Origin of the sequence: Acidithiobacillus sp. HP-11 (assembly GCF_015100075.1) — a bacterium.
Lineage (GTDB): Bacteria > Pseudomonadota > Gammaproteobacteria > Acidithiobacillales > Acidithiobacillaceae > Acidithiobacillus > Acidithiobacillus thiooxidans.
In genome coordinates, this window is sequence record NZ_JACKYY010000024.1 from 25,484 (window position 1) to 42,209 (window position 16,726).

Sequence of the window (16,726 nt, forward strand, 5' to 3'; positions counted from 1 at the left end):
TTCAGCGACAGGGTGACGGAACGGACCAGGTGACCTAATGACGCAAAGCTTATACTCCTCCGACTTTGAAAGAGATTCCTGCGGCTTCGGGCTGATTGCCCAGATGGATAATCAGGCCAGCCATGCTATTGTCGCCACGGCCATTGCCTCACTGGCCCGCCTGACGCATCGCGGTGCAGTAGCCGCTGATGGTAAAAGTGGCGACGGCTGCGGCCTGCTGGTCCAGATGCCGCGCGCGTTCTTCCACAGCGTTGCGGCGGAAATGGGGATTAAGCTTCCTGAACATTTTGGTGTGGGTCAGTTTTTTCTGCCCCGGGACGCCACCCTTGCCCAGACCATCCGTGATGCATTGGATGCAGAAGCCCGGGATCTCGGCCTGAGCAGTGTTGCCTGGCGGCAGGTACCGACCGACAACTCGGCTTGCGGAGAAGAAGCCCTGAGCAGCTTGCCCGCCGTCTGGCAGGTATTTGTCGGCCTGCCCGAAGATCAGGACGTGGATACGCATGAGCGGCTGTTGTATCGCCTGCGTCGCCGGGTAGAAAAGCGTTTCGTCGCAGACCCGCAATTTTTTGCCGTCACCTGTTCTTCTCAGGTAATCGGCTATAAGGGCCTGGTCCTTCCGGAAAATCTTCCAGTATTTTATCCCGACCTGCGCGACGCGCGCTTCAGCTCGGCACTGGTCACCTATCATCAGCGCTTTTCCACCAACACCTGGCCGGAGTGGCGCCTTTGCCAGCCTTTCCGCATTCTCGCCCATAATGGCGAACTGAATACGGTGCAGGGTAATCGCCTCTGGGCCAAGGCCCGGGAAGCGCAATTGCACAGTGACCTGCTGCCCATGGCTGAGGTCCTTCCGGCCGTAGGCGGTGGCAGTGATTCCTTCAGTCTCGACAACATGCTGGAGCTGCTGGTGCAGGGCGGCATGGATTTCTTCAAGGCCATCCGCCTGCTGGTGCCCCCGGCCTGGCACAATGTTCCGCATATGGAACCGGCTCTGCGGGCTTTTTATGAATATCACTCCATGCGTATGGAAGCCTGGGATGGCCCCGCCGGTCTGGTTCTGAACACCGGCCGCATCGCCGCCTGTGCCCTGGATCGCAATGGTTTGCGGCCAGCGCGTTATGTCATCACCAAAGACCGCATCATCAACATTGCTTCGGAAGTAGGCGTTTTCGACTACCAGCATCAGGATATTGCCGTGCAGGGGCGGGTCGGACCCGGCCAGCTGGTCGCGGTGGATATGGCAAGCGGACGCTTCCTCGACTCGGAAAGCATCGATACCGAAATCATGAACAGTCATCCTTATCGGGAATGGCTGGATGAATATGCGGAGCATCTGCATCGCGATGACCATGATCTGACCCCGGCCCTGCCCGTTAGCGACCTGCTGCTCAGTGAAAAGGCCTTTGGCGTCAGTTTTGAGGAAGAAGATCAGGTCATCCGCATTCTCGCCGAAGGCGCTCAGGAAGCGGTGGGCTCCATGGGCGACGACACCCCCATGGCGGTACTTTCCGGACAGAAACGCCACATTGCCGATTATTTCCGGCAGCAGTTTGCGCAGGTCACCAATCCCCCCATTGATCCCCTGCGTGAAGCCCTGGTAATGTCCCTGAATACGGTGATTGGCAGCGAAAGCAATCTGTTCGCAGAGCGCCCCGAATATGCCCGCCGCATCGAAATTCAGTCACCCATTCTTTCCGACAGTACTTTTGTCGCCCTGACCAGTCGTGAAGAACCGGCCTTTCGCAGCCAGACTTTCAGCCTCTGCTATTCTGCCACAGACAGCAACCTGGGTGGGGCCATTGAAGCGCTCTGTGAAGAAGTAATTACCGCTGTCCGCCATGGTGCCGTCATTCTGGTGCTGTCCGATCATGCCCTGGAGCGTGATCGCCTTTACATTCCGGCACTCATGGCAGTAGGGGCTGTTCATCATGCACTCATTGATGCGGGCCTACGGACCCGAGCCAACATTGTCGTAGCCACGGCGCATGCCCGCGATCCCCATCAATTTGCCACCCTGATTGGCTATGGTGCGACGGCCGTCTATCCTTACCTCAGCTATGCCATTGTCCGCAGCCTCAGCGAACGGCACGCCTTCAGTCAGCCCCTGACCCTGGTCAAGGCCCTGGAAAATTATCGTAAGGGCATCGACAAGGGGCTCTACAAAATCCTCTCGAAAATGGGCATATCCACCCTCGCCTCCTATCGCAGTACCCAGCTTTTTGAAGCCCTGGGTCTGGATGAACTGGTGGTGGAGCGTTGCTTCAAGGGTACTGTCAGCCGGATTGCCGGGGCCAGTTTTGAACTGCTTGAAGCCGATATCCGCCAGCAGGTGCGCGATGCCTACATTCCCAGAAAAACCCTGCCCGTGGGTGGATTACTGAAATATGTGAATGGCGGTGAGTATCATGCCTACCATCCCGATGTCGTCCAGAGCCTGCAAACAGCCGTCAAATCCGGACGCTATGAGGATTACCAGGTGTTTGCAGGGTTGGTCAACGAACGTCCGGTCACCAACTTGCGGGATTTGCTGCAACTGAAAAGCACTGCGCAACCCATCCCCCTCAGCGAAGTGGAGTCCATTGAAGCCATTACTCCGCGTTTTGATACGGCAGCCATGTCCCTGGGGGCTCTATCGCCGGAAGCCCACGAAGCCCTGGCGATTGCCATGAACAGCATTGGTGGGCGCTCCAACTCGGGTGAAGGCGGCGAAGATCCTGCCCGCTACCACAACAACAAGGTCAGCAAAATCAAACAGATTGCTTCGGGGCGCTTTGGTGTGACGCCAGAGTATGCGGTCAATGCCGAAGAATTGCAGATCAAGGTTGCCCAGGGAGCCAAACCCGGTGAAGGGGGTCAACTGCCCGGTCACAAAGTCAGTGGCATCATTGCCCGGTTGCGTTATGCCAAGGAAGGCGTGGCCCTGATCAGCCCCCCGCCCCACCACGATATTTACTCCATTGAAGATCTGGCTCAACTCATTTTTGATCTGAAGCAGATCAATCCCCAGGCTTATGTGTCCGTCAAACTGGTTTCCGAAGCGGGTGTCGGCACCATTGCTGCGGGTGTGGCCAAGGCTTATGCCGATCGCATTACCATTGCCGGTTATGATGGTGGCACCGGCGCCAGCCCGCTGACCTCGGTCAAATATGCCGGATCCCCCTGGGAACTGGGACTTGCCGAAACCCAGGTCACCCTGCGTCGCAACCAGTTGCGGCATCGGGTACGCCTGCAGGCTGATGGTGGTTTCAAAACCGGTCTGGATGTCATCAAGGGGGCCTTACTGGGTGCAGAAAGCTTTGGCTTTGGCACTGCGCCGATGATTGCCCTGGGCTGCAAATACCTACGTATTTGCCATCTCAACAACTGCGCTACCGGCATTGCCACCCAGGATGAAACCCTGCGCAAGCATTTCACCGGTCTGCCGGAAATGGCCATCAATTATTTCCGCTTTGTGGCCGAAGAAGCCCGTCAGATCATGGCGCAGTTGGGCATCCGCCGCTTTGATGAACTGATTGGCGCCAGCCAGTTGCTGGAAATCGGTGGAGCCCAGACTGAAAAGCAGGAACGTCTGAATTTGTTGCCACTGCTCGCCAATGCAGAGCTGCGTAATGCTGATGTCAACTTCCACACCCAGGACCGCAATCCGCCCTTTGATCAGGGTGAACTGGCTGAACAGATGGTCAAGGATGCCCGTCCGGCACTGGAAGACAAAATTCCCACCCGTTTGCACTATCCGATCCGCAACGTCAATCGCTCCATTGGTGCCCGCCTGTCCGGAGAAATTGCGCGCCGTTACGGGAATAGCGGCCTGCCAGAAGACAGCATTCATGTGGAACTGACGGGCACGGCCGGTCAGTCTTTTGGTGCCTTCTGCGTGCAGGGTGTAACCCTGCAACTGCATGGGGATGCCAATGATTATGTGGGCAAGGCCATGAACGGCGGCACCATTGTCATTGCCCCCCCGGCAGGGACCAGTTATGCCAGCCAGGACTCGGCCATTGTCGGCAACACCTGCCTGTATGGCGCCACAGGTGGGCGCCTGTTTGCCGCAGGGCGCGCCGGAGAACGCTTTGCAGTGCGCAATTCCGGGGCCATTGCCGTCATTGAAGGCGCAGGGGATCATGCCTGCGAGTACATGACCGGAGGCCAGGTCATCATTCTCGGCTCCGTGGGTGTCAATTTTGGTGCGGGCATGACAGGTGGTCTCGCTTTTGTCCGCGATCAGGCCCGGCAGTTCGCCGATCAGGTCAATGGCGAACTGGTCAACTGTCACCGCATCGAGACCGAATCCATGCGCGGCTATGCGGCCCTGCTCCGCCGTCATGTCGAAACCCACGTTGCCCAAACCGGCAGCAGCTACGCCGCCAGCCTGCTGAAAGACTGGTCCCATTTCATTCGTGATGTCTGGCTCGTGGTGCCCAAGGCAGCGAAGCTGGATGTTCTGCTGGAAGAAGCCAGCTGATTCTCAGCGCTATCCCGAGGAAAAATTATGAGCCATTTTGCCTTCATCGAAGACCCACGGCAGGACCCGAAAAAACTGGACGTAGAAGAACGCCGCGAAGCGTTCAAGGAAATCTACACCAGTTTTGATCTGGACAGTGCCAAGCTCCAGGCCGACCGCTGCCTGCATTGCGGTAATCCCTATTGTGAATGGAAGTGCCCGGTGCACAATTACATTCCCAACTGGCTGCAGTTGATTGTGGAAAACCGCATTGAAGAAGCGGCAGAACTTTCCCATCAGACCAACACCCTCCCGGAAATCTGCGGGCGCATTTGCCCGCAAGACCGGCTTTGCGAAGGCGCCTGCACCCTCAATGACGGCTACGGAGCCGTCACTATCGGCAATCTCGAAAGATTCATCAGCGAGGAAGCCCTGGCACGCGGCTGGCGTCCCAGCACCGGTACCGTCAGCCCCAACGGTAAAAAGGTGGCCGTCGTCGGAGCCGGACCTGCAGGACTGGGCTGTGCGGATGTTCTCAATCGTGCCGGCACCAAAGTCACCGTTTTTGATCGCTATCCCGCCGTGGGTGGGTTGCTGACTTTTGGTATTCCACCCTTCAAGCTGGAAAAGGAAGTCATTGCCCGCCGCGCTGATCTGCTGCAGGAAATGGGCATTGAGTTTCAACTGGGAACAGAAATAGGTAAAGACATTTCCCTGGCACAACTGCTGAACGACTTTGATGCCGTCTTCCTCGGCATGGGCACCTATACCGCCAAGACCGGCAATCTTCCCGGTGAGCATCTCCCCGGCGTCATCAAGGCATTGTCTTATCTGATTGCCAACACCCGTCATCTGATGCAGCTTCCGGACCCGACTCTGCCCTACATCAACCTTTCCGGCAAAAAAGTCGTCGTACTGGGTGGTGGCGATACGGCCATGGACTGTGTGCGGACTGCCGTGCGTCAGGGCGCCAGCAGCGTCATTTGTGCTTATCGTCGCGATGAACAAAACATGCCCGGCTCCCGACGGGAAGTCGCCAATGCCCGCGAAGAAGGCGTGAAATTCCTCTTCAATCGCCAGCCCGTCGAAATTATCGGCACTGAACAAGAGGGTACAAAGGCTGTCCGTATGGTGGAAACGCAGCTGGGCGAACCCAACGCCAAAGGTCGCCGTCATCCCGAACTCATCCCCGGTTCCGAGCAAATTCTGGATGCGGATGTGGTCATCATTGCCTTTGGCTTTGATCCCTCCCCCGCCTCCTGGTTTGGAGAACACGGCATTGAAATTGACGAGCGTGGACGGATTCGCACCAATGCCCAATTTCAGACCAGTAATGCCCGCATTTTTGCGGGCGGCGACATGCGGCGCGGTTCGGATCTCGTAGTCACTGCCGTGGATGAAGGCCGCAAAGCCGCCGAGGGTATTCTCGATCAGTTGGGAGTTTAAGGATTATGGCCAGTACCCTGCACAATGATCGTTTTCTGCGCGCCTGCCTGCAGCAGCACGTAGATCAGGTTCCGGTCTGGCTGATGCGGCAGGCGGGACGCTACCTCCCGGAATACCGCGCTACCCGCGCCCGGGCGGGTGACTTTCTGACCCTCTGCACCACGCCGGAACTGGCCTGCGAAGTCACCTTACAACCCATCGACCGCTTTCCCCTGGACGCCGCCATCCTCTTCTCGGACATTCTCACCATCCCCTACGTGATGGGTCTGGGCTTGAGTTTTCAGGAAGGAGAAGGCCCGGTTTTCGAAAAGCCCCTGCGCTCTGCGGCGGACATTGCCCGCCTCAGTCAACCTGATCCTGAAAATGAACTGCGTTTTGTGATGGATGCCGTACGCCTGATTCGTCGCGAGCTCGATGGGCGCGTACCCCTCATCGGTTTTGCCGGCAGCCCCTGGACCCTCGCCTGCTACATGATCGAAGGTCGTGGCAGCCGGGATTTCATCCATATCAAAAGCCTGCTTTACAGCGACCCCGCCACCTTGCACCATTTGCTGGCGCATCTTGCCATTTCAGTAACCGCCTATCTGAATGCCCAGATTGCTGCTGGTGCCCAGGCTGTCATGCTTTTTGATACCTGGGGCGGCAGCCTCAGCACTCCCGCCTATGCAGCGTTTTCTCTGGCCTATATGACCCGGATTATTGCCGGCCTGCGCCGCGAAGCAGACGGGAGAAAGGTTCCCGTCATCATCTTTACCAAAGGCGGTGGCAACTGGCTGGAAGCCATGGCCGGCAGTGGTGCCGATGTCATCGGACTCGACTGGAGTACGGAACTGCATGTCGCCCGGCAGCGGCTGGGTCAAAAGGTTGCCCTGCAAGGAAATATGGATCCTGTTGCTTTATATGGCAGCAGCGAAGGCGTACGGCAGGAAACCCTACGGGTTCTGGAAAGTCATGGGGCTGGAACAGGCCATATTTTCAATCTGGGACATGGAATTACGCCCCAAACCCCCATAGAGAATGTTGCCACCCTCGTGGACACGGTCCATGGCTGGAACCCTGCAAGGCAGTCCATTTAAGTTTGAAAAGAGTTAAATCTCAGCCACCGTGGCTGCGTCGCCAGGCTGCCCAGGCATCGCGCAGCGGATGACGCCCGCGCCGTGGTTGCAGATAAGTTATAGAAGCACCCTGTTCCATGCGCTGCAAGGCCTCACTGATTGCCATACGGGTTTGCTGTGCGAGCTGCCGCCGCCCCAGTTCAGAAGGTAAGGCGGGTAGAAATTCCACCCGCAGGGTCAAGGGTGCGGCAGCGGCCAGCCTCCAGAGATGTCCGAACAAACTGTCGTCGCCAACAAAAGGACACAATCCATCCGGTTGCCCCGGTTGCAACACGTCCTCATAACGCAAGGCTACCGGCACTGTTTCAGCTTTGGCGGCTGCGGCTGTTTCAAAAGGCGCGGCATAAAATTCACCCACCGATTTACCATCGCTGGTGGTTCCTTCCGGAAACAGCACCACGCTGGTTCCTGCCATAATAATGTCACTGGCCTGACGCATGATGCGCTGACTGGCCCGGGCATCGCTGCGATCAATAAACAAGGTTCCCAACCAGACTCCCATGATCCCGAAAAAAGGCCAGTCACGCATCTCCTTTTTCGCCACAAAACGGCCTGGGATCAAGGTCGCCAGAGCAAGAATATCCAGATAAGACACATGGTTGGCGGCAATCATCACGGGTTGTACCGGGATTTTACCATCTACACGCAGGCGAATTCCCAAAACTCGCAAGGCGCGACGGCTCCACCAGGCAAAAGCCCGATAACTGGACTCATCAGGTTGCGCTTTGCGGGCACAAGTCCAGAGCGCTAGCGGATAAGCCAACAAGAGATAAAGCAACAGCATAGGGATCCGCCAAAAACGCCGCAGGGCATTGGGCCGCATACGCCGCAAACGCCGCCCCGGATAGTGAATGAGAACCGGAGCCGGCGTTTGTTTGCGCCTTCTCATTTTCTGGAGCCCACCGGTTCCAGAAAGCGCTGCTGATAACGGGGAGTGATGAGGGTGGATTCACACCATACAAAAAAATCTGCGCAGTGAAACTGGGGATCCCAGAACGGCTCTCCCCCCACCCGGACACCGGCCCGCAAATATCCCTTCAGCAGAGAAGGCAAAGAAGCGGCTTCCACCTCTGCAAGCTGGTCAAAACCCGGAACTTCGCGCAGCGGGAAAACCCGTTGTTCCTGCGGAGTCAAATATTGCTGAAGTTGCTGATACAACGCCCCAAGGGCCGGGCCATCCGTACTGTGCACACTCGCGCAACCCATCAGGTAATCGATCTGCCACATGGACATGGCCTCAGCCAGCCCCGACCAAAGCAGGGTAATCACCCCGCCCTGACGGTAATCGGGATGTACGCAGGAACGACCCAGCTCCATGATCCGGCTGTTCAGGGCGAGCAAACGGGATAAATCAAACTCTGTCTCGGCATAATAGCGGCCCACTGAAGGGACTTTCTCGGGCAGGAAAAGGCGGTAAGTCCCCACCACCTCCTGACGGTTTTCATCTTCTACAATCAGGTGCTCACAGAAAGGATCATATTCATCCTGGTCCAGACCCGGCCCACCACTGAGTTGGGCGCCATATTCGGCACTGAATACTTCATAACGTAAACGTTGCGCTGCCTCCACTTCGTCCTGATGACGGGCCAGATAAAGTCGCAAGGAACGATCTTTTTTCTTAGTCACGTGATCGGTACTGCCGTGAGATTGAGTGCTTAACATGCAGAGCTCTCCGTGCAAAAACGATAGCAAACCTTCCTTATTATGACTCACAAATATGACAATAGTGCGGCACTTTTATGAACTTTTTGTGACAAACAAGATCCAGTTCACCCAATAGGGCCATTTTATAGCATGATTCAGACATTACCAGCCCCAAGTGCAAAATAATCGACTCCCTGCAAAAATCCGCTGTCAAAGTCTTGCACCCCGCGCCCGCAATGGCTACTGTATGGCATTGTTCCAGCGTACCTTGCTGAGAGGTGAAGCTTTTACCATGTCTGCCGCACCCGAGGAAGCCGATGACAGCCCTTACTGCTGTTGTTCAGCCGCCACTTTTATGGAAATTCTGGAGCGCCAACGCGCTGAACCTTTACCTTTTATGGAACTGCTGATGGTCCACGCCGGTTGTGGCGGCGGTTGTGGAAGCTGTATTGACGATCTTGAGGCTTACCTCCGTCAGCACGACGCTTACATCGAAGATTAAAGTTGTCCTGTGAATTTCAACCACCCTGGTGGTCCCGGGGTGGGCATCAGCAGACGATCTGGGCTCCATTTTTCGCCCGATCCGGCAAGGTTCCCCTGCGCCGTGAAATCTGGACCACACCCGATCATGATCAAGTGGCGGTCGACTGGATAGACGCCCCTCCCCAAGCGCCCGTGGTCATTCTGTTTCATGGCCTGGGTAGCAGCTCACGGGGACATTATGCACTGGCACTGGCAAGTGCCCTGCGCCACAGGGGATGGGGCGGCTGTTTCATCAATTTTCGTGGCTGCGGTGGTATCGACAATCGCCTGCCCCGCAGTTATCACGCTGGCGACAGCAGCGAAATCACCTGGATGCTGGAAAAGGTTGCAGAACTCCTGCCCGACAGAAATCGTTATGCAGTAGGTGTTTCCCTGGGCGGCAATGCTCTTCTGAAATATCTCGGTGAACAGGGAGCCAACGCTGAGCCGATCCTGAGTAAAGCCGCTGGCGTCTGTGCCCCCATTGATCTGGTAGCGACTGCTGAATTTTTGCAGAAAGGCAGAATTCGTTTTTACAATCGTTACTTTCTGAAAAACATGAAACAAAGTGTGCGCCGTTTTCAGCGACACTATCCGGAACTGGCAGATTGGCCACAGGTTTTTTCCGCCAAAAACCTGTATGATTTTGACGAGCATTTTACGGCCCCGGTACATGGTTTCGCAGGCGCCCAAAGTTTTTGGGAAGAAGGATCATCCGCTCCCCTGCTTCGTCATATTACCGTGCCTACCCTGCTGCTAAACAGCGCGGATGATCCGATTGTACCCATAGCCAGCGTTCGTAAGGCCATGTTGAGTGCGGCGATAACGCCCTGCGTAACCCCACATGGGGGGCATGTGGGCTTCATGTCCGGGCCTTTTCCCGGACGTCTGGACTGGTTACCGCACACATTGCTGGATTATTTTGACGGGAGGAACAACGCATGAGCGATCATCTGCAACCACGTCTGCGGGTTTTACTGGCAGAAGCCATTGCCATTGGCCCCGGCAAAGCCGAGTTGCTTCGCCATATCCGCGAAACCGGTTCCATTTCCGCTGCGGCCCGCTGTATGCACATGAGCTACCGACGCGCCTGGTTATTGGTAGACACCATGAATCACAGTTTTCTGGCACCCGTGGTCAGCACTGCCACCGGCGGCAGTCACGGCGGCGGTGCCCATCTGACGGAAATGGGTGAAGAAGTGCTGCGCCGCTATGAAACCATGGAAGAAAAAGCCAATGCCGCACTGGCCCCGGACATTGCCGAATTTCGCAAACTCATGCAGCTCCAGCCCCGGGAGCAGCCTAAATCGTGAAAAATCTGCTTCGGGAAGTCCTTTGCAGCCGGGTTTATGATGTTGCCCGGGAAACCCCGCTGGAAGCCGCACCCAAGTTGAGTGCACGCCTGCAGCGCGAGGTTCTGTTTAAGCGCGAAGACCTGCAACCGGTATTCAGCTTTAAGCTACGCGGCGCCTACAACAAAATCGCCCAACTTTCCGCCGCCGAAAAAGCCGCCGGAGTGATTACCGCCAGCGCGGGCAATCATGCCCAGGGCGTCGCCTACTCCGCCCAGAAACTGGGCATTCGTGCCATCATCGTCATGCCTGCCACCACGCCCGAAATCAAGGTCAATGCGGTGCGGGCACGGGGCGCCGAAGTGATTCTGCACGGCGATAACTTTTCGGACGCCCAGACCCACTGTTTCCAACTGGTACAGCAATCGGGCATGGTATTTATCCCCCCCTTTGATGATCCTCTGGTCATCGCCGGGCAGGGAACCGTGGGGGCGGAAATATTACGGCAGCGGGGTGCCGGTCTCGAGGCGATTTTTGTGCCCGTCGGGGGTGGTGGACTGATCGCCGGAGTAGCCGCCTACCTCAAGTCCATTGTCCCGGAAATTCGCATCATTGGCGTCGAACCCTTTGAAGCCGATGCCATGTATCAGTCCCTGCAGGCAGGGAAACGGATCACTCTGCCCCAGGTAGGTATTTTTGCCGACGGTGTGGCCGTCAAACAGGTCGGTGAACACACCTTTGCCCTCTGCCAGCAATATGTGGATGAGGTCGTCCGGGTCAGCAATGATGAAATCTGCGCCGCCATCAAGGATGTGTTTGATGAAACCCGTTCCATCATGGAACCCGCTGGCGCTCTTGCTCTCGCCGGACTGAAACGCAAGGCGGCTGAAGACCCTGGACAGGGTGGGGCTTGGGTCGCCCTGCTCTCCGGCGCCAACATGAATTTTGACCGGCTGGGCTTCATTGCCGAACGCGCCGAACTGGGCGAAGCCCGGGAAACCCTGTTTGCTGTCACCATTCCGGAAACGCCCGGTGCCTTCCGGGATTTTTGTACGGCAATTGGCCAGCGCGTCGTCACCGAATTCAACTATCGCCTGCACCGCCGGGATTGCGCCCATATTTTTGTCGGCGTCGCCATTCGTAATCGGGAAGATGCCGCTGCCCTCCTCCGGCAATTACAGGAAAGCGGGCACCAGGCGCTGGACCTCAGCGATGACGAAATGGCCAAGCTGCACATCCGCCACATGGTCGGCGGTCATGCCAGCGAAGCACAAAACGAACGCGTCTACCGCTTTGAGTTCCCGGAACGGCCGGGGGCACTCATGGAATTTCTGGAAAAGCTGGGCGGGCAGTGGAATATCAGCCTGTTTCATTACCGGAATAACGGGGTGGACTTGGGTCGCGTCCTGGCCGGTTTTGAAGTTCCCGATGCCGACCTGCAGCATTTTGAAGAGATGCTGACCAGAATAAACTACCCCAATTATCCCGAAAGCAGCAATCCCGCCTATCGCTTTTTCCTGGACCAGGGTGACGGCCCGGCCTAATCCTCGCGAGGCGCGAACATCAAGCGCAGGGATTCACCAATACCCGCAGCCATACCGTGCCAGCGTTTGGCCAAATCCGCGTCCATGTGGTCCAGCATGGTCTCGTGAAACAAAGCCAGCCAGTCATCCACCAAAGGATTGGTGACCCCCACCGGGGCGTGCTTGTCCCCAAGCGCATAGCGGTAGTCCTTATAGGGCAGTCCACCCGATACCGTCCACCAGTAATGCACCAGACGATCCTTGTGCAAGTCCCAGTCCTGAACAATGGAAAATGGCTCGGCCAGGGTAGGATGCACCTGAATACGATTGTAAAAGTCATCTACAACCGCCCGAATCACCGGCAGGGATATTTTGTCACAGAGCGGCTCAAGCCGCCGCTTGGGGGGATTGCTGGTTTCCATTGTATGTATCCGAAAAATCCTGACTGAAGGATTTTAGCAGAATTTCATACCGGAAGCAGAGGCATTCCAGTGCATCATCAGAAAGCGATATTTGTCTTGCCATCCAAACCCTTTATAATCAGCCCACATGCAAACCACCGGACACCCCCAATGACGCTCCAAAAGCCACGCGTGGCCATCGTTCATGACTGGCTGGTAACTTATGCTGGTGCCGAACGCGTACTGGAACAGATGATCCAATGCTATCCCGAAGCAGATCTGTTTAGTCTGGTAGATTTTCTTCCCGACAACAAACGTGGCTTCATCGCCAACAAGCCCGTCCACACCTCATTTATTCAAAAACTGCCCAAAGCCAGGACCAAGTACCGTAGCTATTTACCCCTCATGGCTCTAGCCATCGAACAATTTGATCTCTCCAGTTATGACCTCATCCTCAGTAGTAGTCATGCCGTTGCCAAAGGTGTACTGACCGGGCCAGATCAACTACACATCAGTTATGTGCATTCGCCCATTCGTTATGCCTGGGATCTCCAGCATCAATACTTAAAGGAGTCCCGACTGGATCATGGTATCAAGGGATGGATAGCGCGCATTATCCTGCACTATGTACGTCTTTGGGATACCCGCACAGCCAATGGTGTGGACAGCTTCATCGCCAACTCTGCCTTTGTTGCGCGGAGAATTTTCAAGGTGTACCGGCGTCAGGCACAAATTATTGCGCCACCGGTAGACATTTCCAGCTTTACTCTGCAGCAAGAAAAACAAAACTATTATGTAACCGCCTCGCGCATGGTCCCTTACAAAAAAGTAGACCTGATTGTCGCGGCCTTCACGGCCATGCCCGACAAAAAACTGATCGTCATCGGTGATGGACCGGACTATGAAAAAGTCAGGGCAGCTGCAGGTCCTAATGTGCAGTTACTGGGCTTTGCCGAAAGCCAGGTGTTGCTGGAGCATTTGCAGAATGCGAAAGCCTTTGTATTTGCAGCAGAAGAAGATTTTGGCATCGCACCGTTGGAAGCCCAGGCTTGCGGTACGCCAGTAATAGCCTTTGGCAAGGGGGGGGCGCGTGAAACCATCGTTCCGCTGCTTGAAGAAAATGCCCAGAATGATGGACCCGTTTGCCAAGAACCGACTGGTGTCTTTTTTTATGAACAAACCCAGTCAGCTATCATGGCAGCCGTAGAACAGTTCGAAAAAAACATCGCGCTGATCAAACCCATCAATTGCCGGGAAAACGCTTTGCGTTTCGGATCTGAACGCTTTTGTGAAGAATTTAAAGAGGCTGTCGAGAAAGAATGGATAAGCTTTAATGATAAAAATTAAAAATAACGAATACTAGAAGGTTCCTCATCGTTATCATTTACTGCCCACACTCCGACAACTCAGATTTATACCCTTGACAATATGCAGTTCGCACACAGGTGCAGATCGTTCGTACGACGGTAACTATCGAGAACGGAAATCCGAGCATTTGCATTTTTCCTCCAGCCGTTGAGCATACAAGGCTAGTTGATCACGCGCGATGCTATCCCAAGAAAATGATTGTGCTTTGGCTTGTCCCGCTTCACGCACACGCTGTAACAGGAAACGATCGTTGAGCAGTGCCTCGATAGCGTGTTCGATTCCTGCCTCATTTGCGGGCGGAATAATCATCGCGTCGTGCCGGTCTCGCAGGCGTTCTGCAAGTCCACCCGTGGAGGTAGTGATCAATGCTAATCCACAGGCCATACCCTCCAAGGCTGCTAACGGAAACCCCTCGGACAAACTCGGAAACAGGAGCACGTGATAATTTTGCAGCAGTTTCGGCAATTCTTCATGTGCATAGCTCTCAACAATATTTACACGACCACGTCCTGCTTCGCCTAATTCCTCCTCAATCCTTGAGGCATTGCCTTTACCGACTCCCAAAAAACCCACTTCCAGTAATGAATAGCGCGCAAAAAGGCGGCTCAAGGCACCGATCGCATATGGAAATCCCTTGCGATGAAGATATCCACCAATCATGGCAACGCGCAACGGGTTATTTGCATCCGGAACTACGGACAAGGGTTGCTGTAAAAAAGCTGGTGGTAGGCCATTGGGCACTATTTCGCAGCGTGAAGGGTCAACCTTCAAGCGACTAACCGCATAGTCCAGATCCCTCTGACTGAGAAGCAATCCAAGATCGGCAAGACGCAAGGACCGCGCCACTTCATGCAACCGCCACCCACCGTGGTACAGTGGATATTTCCATGAGAGCTTGAGTTCACCACGTCGTGCTGCCGCGCGAGTCTGCTCAGCGGAGGCATGCTCGAGTCCATGGCTACGAAACACTATCAGTGACCGCTTGTAGTTCTCAGAATTCAGGCGACAACCGTCCCCACTGGACAGGTCCATAATATCATACTCCCGCGCCTGTCGGTCGATATGGCGGGCGACGACCCATGGAAAGACGAGTTGCGCAGCTTTACCTTGAAAACGCCGGGGAATGTCCTCAAAAGACAAGACCGTGACGTCATGGCCCTGCCTAGAAAATGCACCAGCAAGCTGCTTCGTCACTCCCGGCGCACCGCCTTCAATAGATATAGGATGATGGATAGAAAGAAGAATATTCATGACTGACCTCGTATGTTACTATTTCTATTTCGCGTTTCGTGTGAGGAGCACTTTAACGTAAGCCACACTTTGGATTTCTTGTATATAAGAAAGGCATTAGCAATAGAGTTTCTGGTTTTAACCAAGTGGGCAATCAGGTGAAGAAAAAATATAACAAAAAAATAATAGGCTTTAAATTTAGATTTTTCAATACATAAATATTTTTTAAATGTAACATATAATCTTGCAGATTCAATTTGCAAATTAAGAGCAGAAAATTGAACTCCGCCTTCAGCGAGGCTACTAATTCCGCATAGCGTGTCAACAGCTTTCATGGATATTACACAATCCAATATAAATCCCTGATATATAGCTCTATTACAGAGATCAACATCTTCATAACCAAACATAATATTTGGATCAAAATTCTCTTTTCTAAATAGAGCTAATGGAAATATCGCTGCCTGTATGTTAACACAGGAAGTCATACCATCAAAAGAAGCATTGAAGTGCCCAAGAAAAGTCAATCTGTATAACTGCAGAAGTTCGTTGTCAGCATCAAAACTAGAAACTATAGGCCCGTATATAATATGGTTTTCAGCAGGAATCCGGGCATTGTCTTCATATAAAAATTTGGATGCACTCTCAAACCACTTACTAGAAATTATGATATCATCATCAACAAAAGCCACATGAGAGATGCCAAACCTGTTATTTTCATTCAAGAGTAATAATTTGTCTACAAGGTCCTTTCTATTTTGAGATGGACCTTTGCACTTACCCGGAAAATAAAAACAATTACAGAACATAGATACTATTTTTTGATTTTTTTGAATGCATTCTGTATCAGTAGAGTCGTCTCCTACTATTGTTATCACAGGACCAACGCCATTTCTATAAATTGCATCTAGACATACCCTTAAAGATTCAGGACGATGTCTAGTAGGTATTAAAGCGGCGAAAACAATTTCCATAAAAGAATTTTCCTCAACGTTATAAATAACACCATGATCGAAACAATATCTCATAGCTAACGTAAAAATAATATTCCACATTAATACACGTAAATAGTCCAAGAACCAAGCCATAAATAATCAGATAATCATGCTTATAAAGTACATTTGCGTTAGATAAATCTGGGGTTTTTACCTTGGATTGGATAAGCTTTTTGAACCAGTAGAGCATGGCGTCGAAAGGGATCATGGCGGCATACGAAAATCTAGCAATAAGTAACAATCCATTGGCCGTGATAATTTCCAAATTGGCTTTCAAGAGCGGGGCGACCTGTTGGGATTTCTGGATCTTAGCGTAGAATAAAAATCTTTTCTTTTCCACGAAAAAAAACGCATTACAAAAGAGTGCGGGAACTTACATAAAACAAAACCTATAATACACCGAATAGATCTATATTTCTTTGCACAAAGAACAAACAATCCACTGGCTTCTTTACGATTGCCAGAAATCAAACGAGCCTTTGCGCCTCTGAATATAGCATCAACAATCCGTTTATTGATCAAAGCATTTTTATCCGGAAACCACTGTTCCTGAATCAAAAAATTAGGTTCCTCGCTGTTTTAAGTGGGTAGCTTGAGATCCAGCTTACCCAGTACGAGGTAAGCCATGTTAATAAAATTCTTGTGGGTGCGATAGCCCCGTGCCCTGGATTTGGCGGACTGGAGCAGACTGTTGAAACCTTCCAGAGTGCCGTTACTCAGATGGCTCTCGAACCAACGTAGAAATC

14 protein-coding genes are annotated in these 16,726 nt (G+C 53.6%); 8 read left to right on the plus strand and 6 right to left on the minus strand.

The annotated features are described in order from the left end of the window. The first annotated feature begins 37 nt into the window (after positions 1-37). Genes gltB through hemE form a run of 3 tightly spaced genes read left to right on the plus strand, consistent with a single transcriptional unit; the run spans position 38 to position 6,966 of the window. Complete coding sequence (gene gltB, locus H7F08_RS08560) at positions 38-4,465, plus strand: glutamate synthase large subunit (protein ID WP_193640329.1); 4,428 nt, start codon at positions 38-40, stop codon at positions 4,463-4,465. A gap of 27 nt (positions 4,466-4,492) precedes the next feature. Continuing rightward, complete coding sequence (locus tag H7F08_RS08565) at positions 4,493-5,890, plus strand: FAD-dependent oxidoreductase (RefSeq protein WP_193640330.1); 1,398 nt, start codon at positions 4,493-4,495, stop codon at positions 5,888-5,890. Between the two features lie 5 nt (positions 5,891-5,895). After that, positions 5,896-6,966, plus strand: coding sequence for a uroporphyrinogen decarboxylase (gene hemE, locus H7F08_RS08570; RefSeq protein ID WP_193640331.1), 1,071 nt, complete (start codon positions 5,896-5,898; stop codon positions 6,964-6,966). A 19-nt stretch (positions 6,967-6,985) separates the two neighbouring features. Here the strand turns inward: hemE and H7F08_RS08575 are convergent, their stop codons facing one another. Both H7F08_RS08575 and H7F08_RS08580 read right to left on the minus strand, forming a co-directional pair. After that, positions 6,986-7,894, minus strand: coding sequence for a lysophospholipid acyltransferase family protein (locus H7F08_RS08575; protein WP_193640332.1), 909 nt, complete (start codon positions 7,892-7,894; stop codon positions 6,986-6,988). Beyond that, entirely contained in the window at positions 7,891-8,667 is a 777-nt protein-coding gene (locus H7F08_RS08580; RefSeq protein ID WP_024893852.1) for a GNAT family N-acetyltransferase, read from the minus strand. Before H7F08_RS08580 ends, H7F08_RS08575 begins: the two co-directional genes overlap by 4 nt. 274 nt (positions 8,668-8,941) lie before the next feature. On the opposite strand from H7F08_RS08580, the gene H7F08_RS08585 reads away from it, so the two are divergent. From H7F08_RS08585 to ilvA, 4 genes are read left to right on the plus strand one after another with little or no spacing between them, the layout of a single operon-like run. Beyond that, positions 8,942-9,151, plus strand: coding sequence for a (2Fe-2S)-binding protein (locus tag H7F08_RS08585; RefSeq protein ID WP_024893851.1), 210 nt, complete (start codon positions 8,942-8,944; stop codon positions 9,149-9,151). Positions 9,152-9,153: 2 nt separating this feature from the next. Further along, positions 9,154-10,116, plus strand: a complete 963-nt coding sequence (locus tag H7F08_RS08590; protein ID WP_193640333.1) for a YheT family hydrolase — start codon at positions 9,154-9,156, stop codon at positions 10,114-10,116. Further along, entirely contained in the window at positions 10,113-10,484 is a 372-nt protein-coding gene (locus H7F08_RS08595; RefSeq protein ID WP_193640334.1) for a winged helix-turn-helix domain-containing protein, read from the plus strand. The genes H7F08_RS08590 and H7F08_RS08595 overlap by 4 nt, the downstream gene beginning before the upstream one ends. Beyond that, on the plus strand, positions 10,478-12,007 hold the full coding sequence (gene ilvA / locus H7F08_RS08600; protein ID WP_404813422.1) for a threonine ammonia-lyase, biosynthetic: 1,530 nt from the start codon (positions 10,478-10,480) through the stop codon (positions 12,005-12,007). The genes H7F08_RS08595 and ilvA overlap by 7 nt, the downstream gene beginning before the upstream one ends. Here the strand turns inward: ilvA and H7F08_RS08605 are convergent. After that, positions 12,004-12,408, minus strand: coding sequence for a truncated hemoglobin (locus H7F08_RS08605; RefSeq protein WP_010642265.1), 405 nt, complete (start codon positions 12,406-12,408; stop codon positions 12,004-12,006). The two genes, ilvA and H7F08_RS08605, sit on opposite strands and share 4 nt — an antisense overlap. A gap of 150 nt (positions 12,409-12,558) precedes the next feature. Here H7F08_RS08605 and H7F08_RS08610 point away from each other — a divergent pair, with 150 nt between their 5' ends. Further along, positions 12,559-13,734, plus strand: a complete 1,176-nt coding sequence (locus H7F08_RS08610; RefSeq protein ID WP_193640336.1) for a glycosyltransferase family 4 protein — start codon at positions 12,559-12,561, stop codon at positions 13,732-13,734. A gap of 123 nt (positions 13,735-13,857) precedes the next feature. On the opposite strand, the gene H7F08_RS08615 is transcribed toward H7F08_RS08610, so the two are convergent. From H7F08_RS08615 to H7F08_RS08625, 3 genes are all read right to left on the minus strand, one after another. Next, positions 13,858-15,006: a glycosyltransferase family 4 protein gene (locus H7F08_RS08615; protein WP_193640337.1), complete on the minus strand. Its 1,149-nt coding sequence runs from the start codon at positions 15,004-15,006 to the stop codon at positions 13,858-13,860. Next, a complete protein-coding gene (locus tag H7F08_RS08620; protein ID WP_010642273.1) occupies positions 15,003-15,959 on the minus strand; it encodes a glycosyltransferase family 2 protein in 957 nt (318 codons plus the stop codon). The genes H7F08_RS08615 and H7F08_RS08620 overlap by 4 nt, the downstream gene beginning before the upstream one ends. A gap of 600 nt (positions 15,960-16,559) precedes the next feature. Beyond that, a partial coding sequence (locus tag H7F08_RS08625) for a transposase (RefSeq protein WP_193640338.1) occupies positions 16,560-16,726 on the minus strand: 167 nt, incomplete at its 5' end.

Excerpts from the sequence above, each read along its gene's own strand:
- gltB (WP_193640329.1), top strand. The coding sequence starts at position 38 with ATGACGCAAAGCTTATACTCCTCCGACTTTGAAAGAGATTCCTGCGGC.
- H7F08_RS08565 (WP_193640330.1), top strand. The coding sequence starts at position 4,493 with ATGAGCCATTTTGCCTTCATCGAAGACCCACGGCAGGACCCGAAAAAA.
- hemE (WP_193640331.1), top strand. The coding sequence starts at position 5,896 with ATGGCCAGTACCCTGCACAATGATCGTTTTCTGCGCGCCTGCCTGCAG.
- H7F08_RS08575 (WP_193640332.1), bottom strand. The coding sequence starts at position 7,894 with ATGAGAAGGCGCAAACAAACGCCGGCTCCGGTTCTCATTCACTATCCG.
- H7F08_RS08580 (WP_024893852.1), bottom strand. The coding sequence starts at position 8,667 with ATGTTAAGCACTCAATCTCACGGCAGTACCGATCACGTGACTAAGAAA.
- H7F08_RS08585 (WP_024893851.1), top strand. The coding sequence starts at position 8,942 with ATGTCTGCCGCACCCGAGGAAGCCGATGACAGCCCTTACTGCTGTTGT.
- H7F08_RS08595 (WP_193640334.1), top strand. The coding sequence starts at position 10,113 with ATGAGCGATCATCTGCAACCACGTCTGCGGGTTTTACTGGCAGAAGCC.
- H7F08_RS08605 (WP_010642265.1), bottom strand. The coding sequence starts at position 12,408 with ATGGAAACCAGCAATCCCCCCAAGCGGCGGCTTGAGCCGCTCTGTGAC.
- H7F08_RS08610 (WP_193640336.1), top strand. The coding sequence starts at position 12,559 with ATGACGCTCCAAAAGCCACGCGTGGCCATCGTTCATGACTGGCTGGTA.
- H7F08_RS08615 (WP_193640337.1), bottom strand. The coding sequence starts at position 15,006 with ATGAATATTCTTCTTTCTATCCATCATCCTATATCTATTGAAGGCGGT.
- H7F08_RS08620 (WP_010642273.1), bottom strand. The coding sequence starts at position 15,959 with ATGGAAATTGTTTTCGCCGCTTTAATACCTACTAGACATCGTCCTGAA.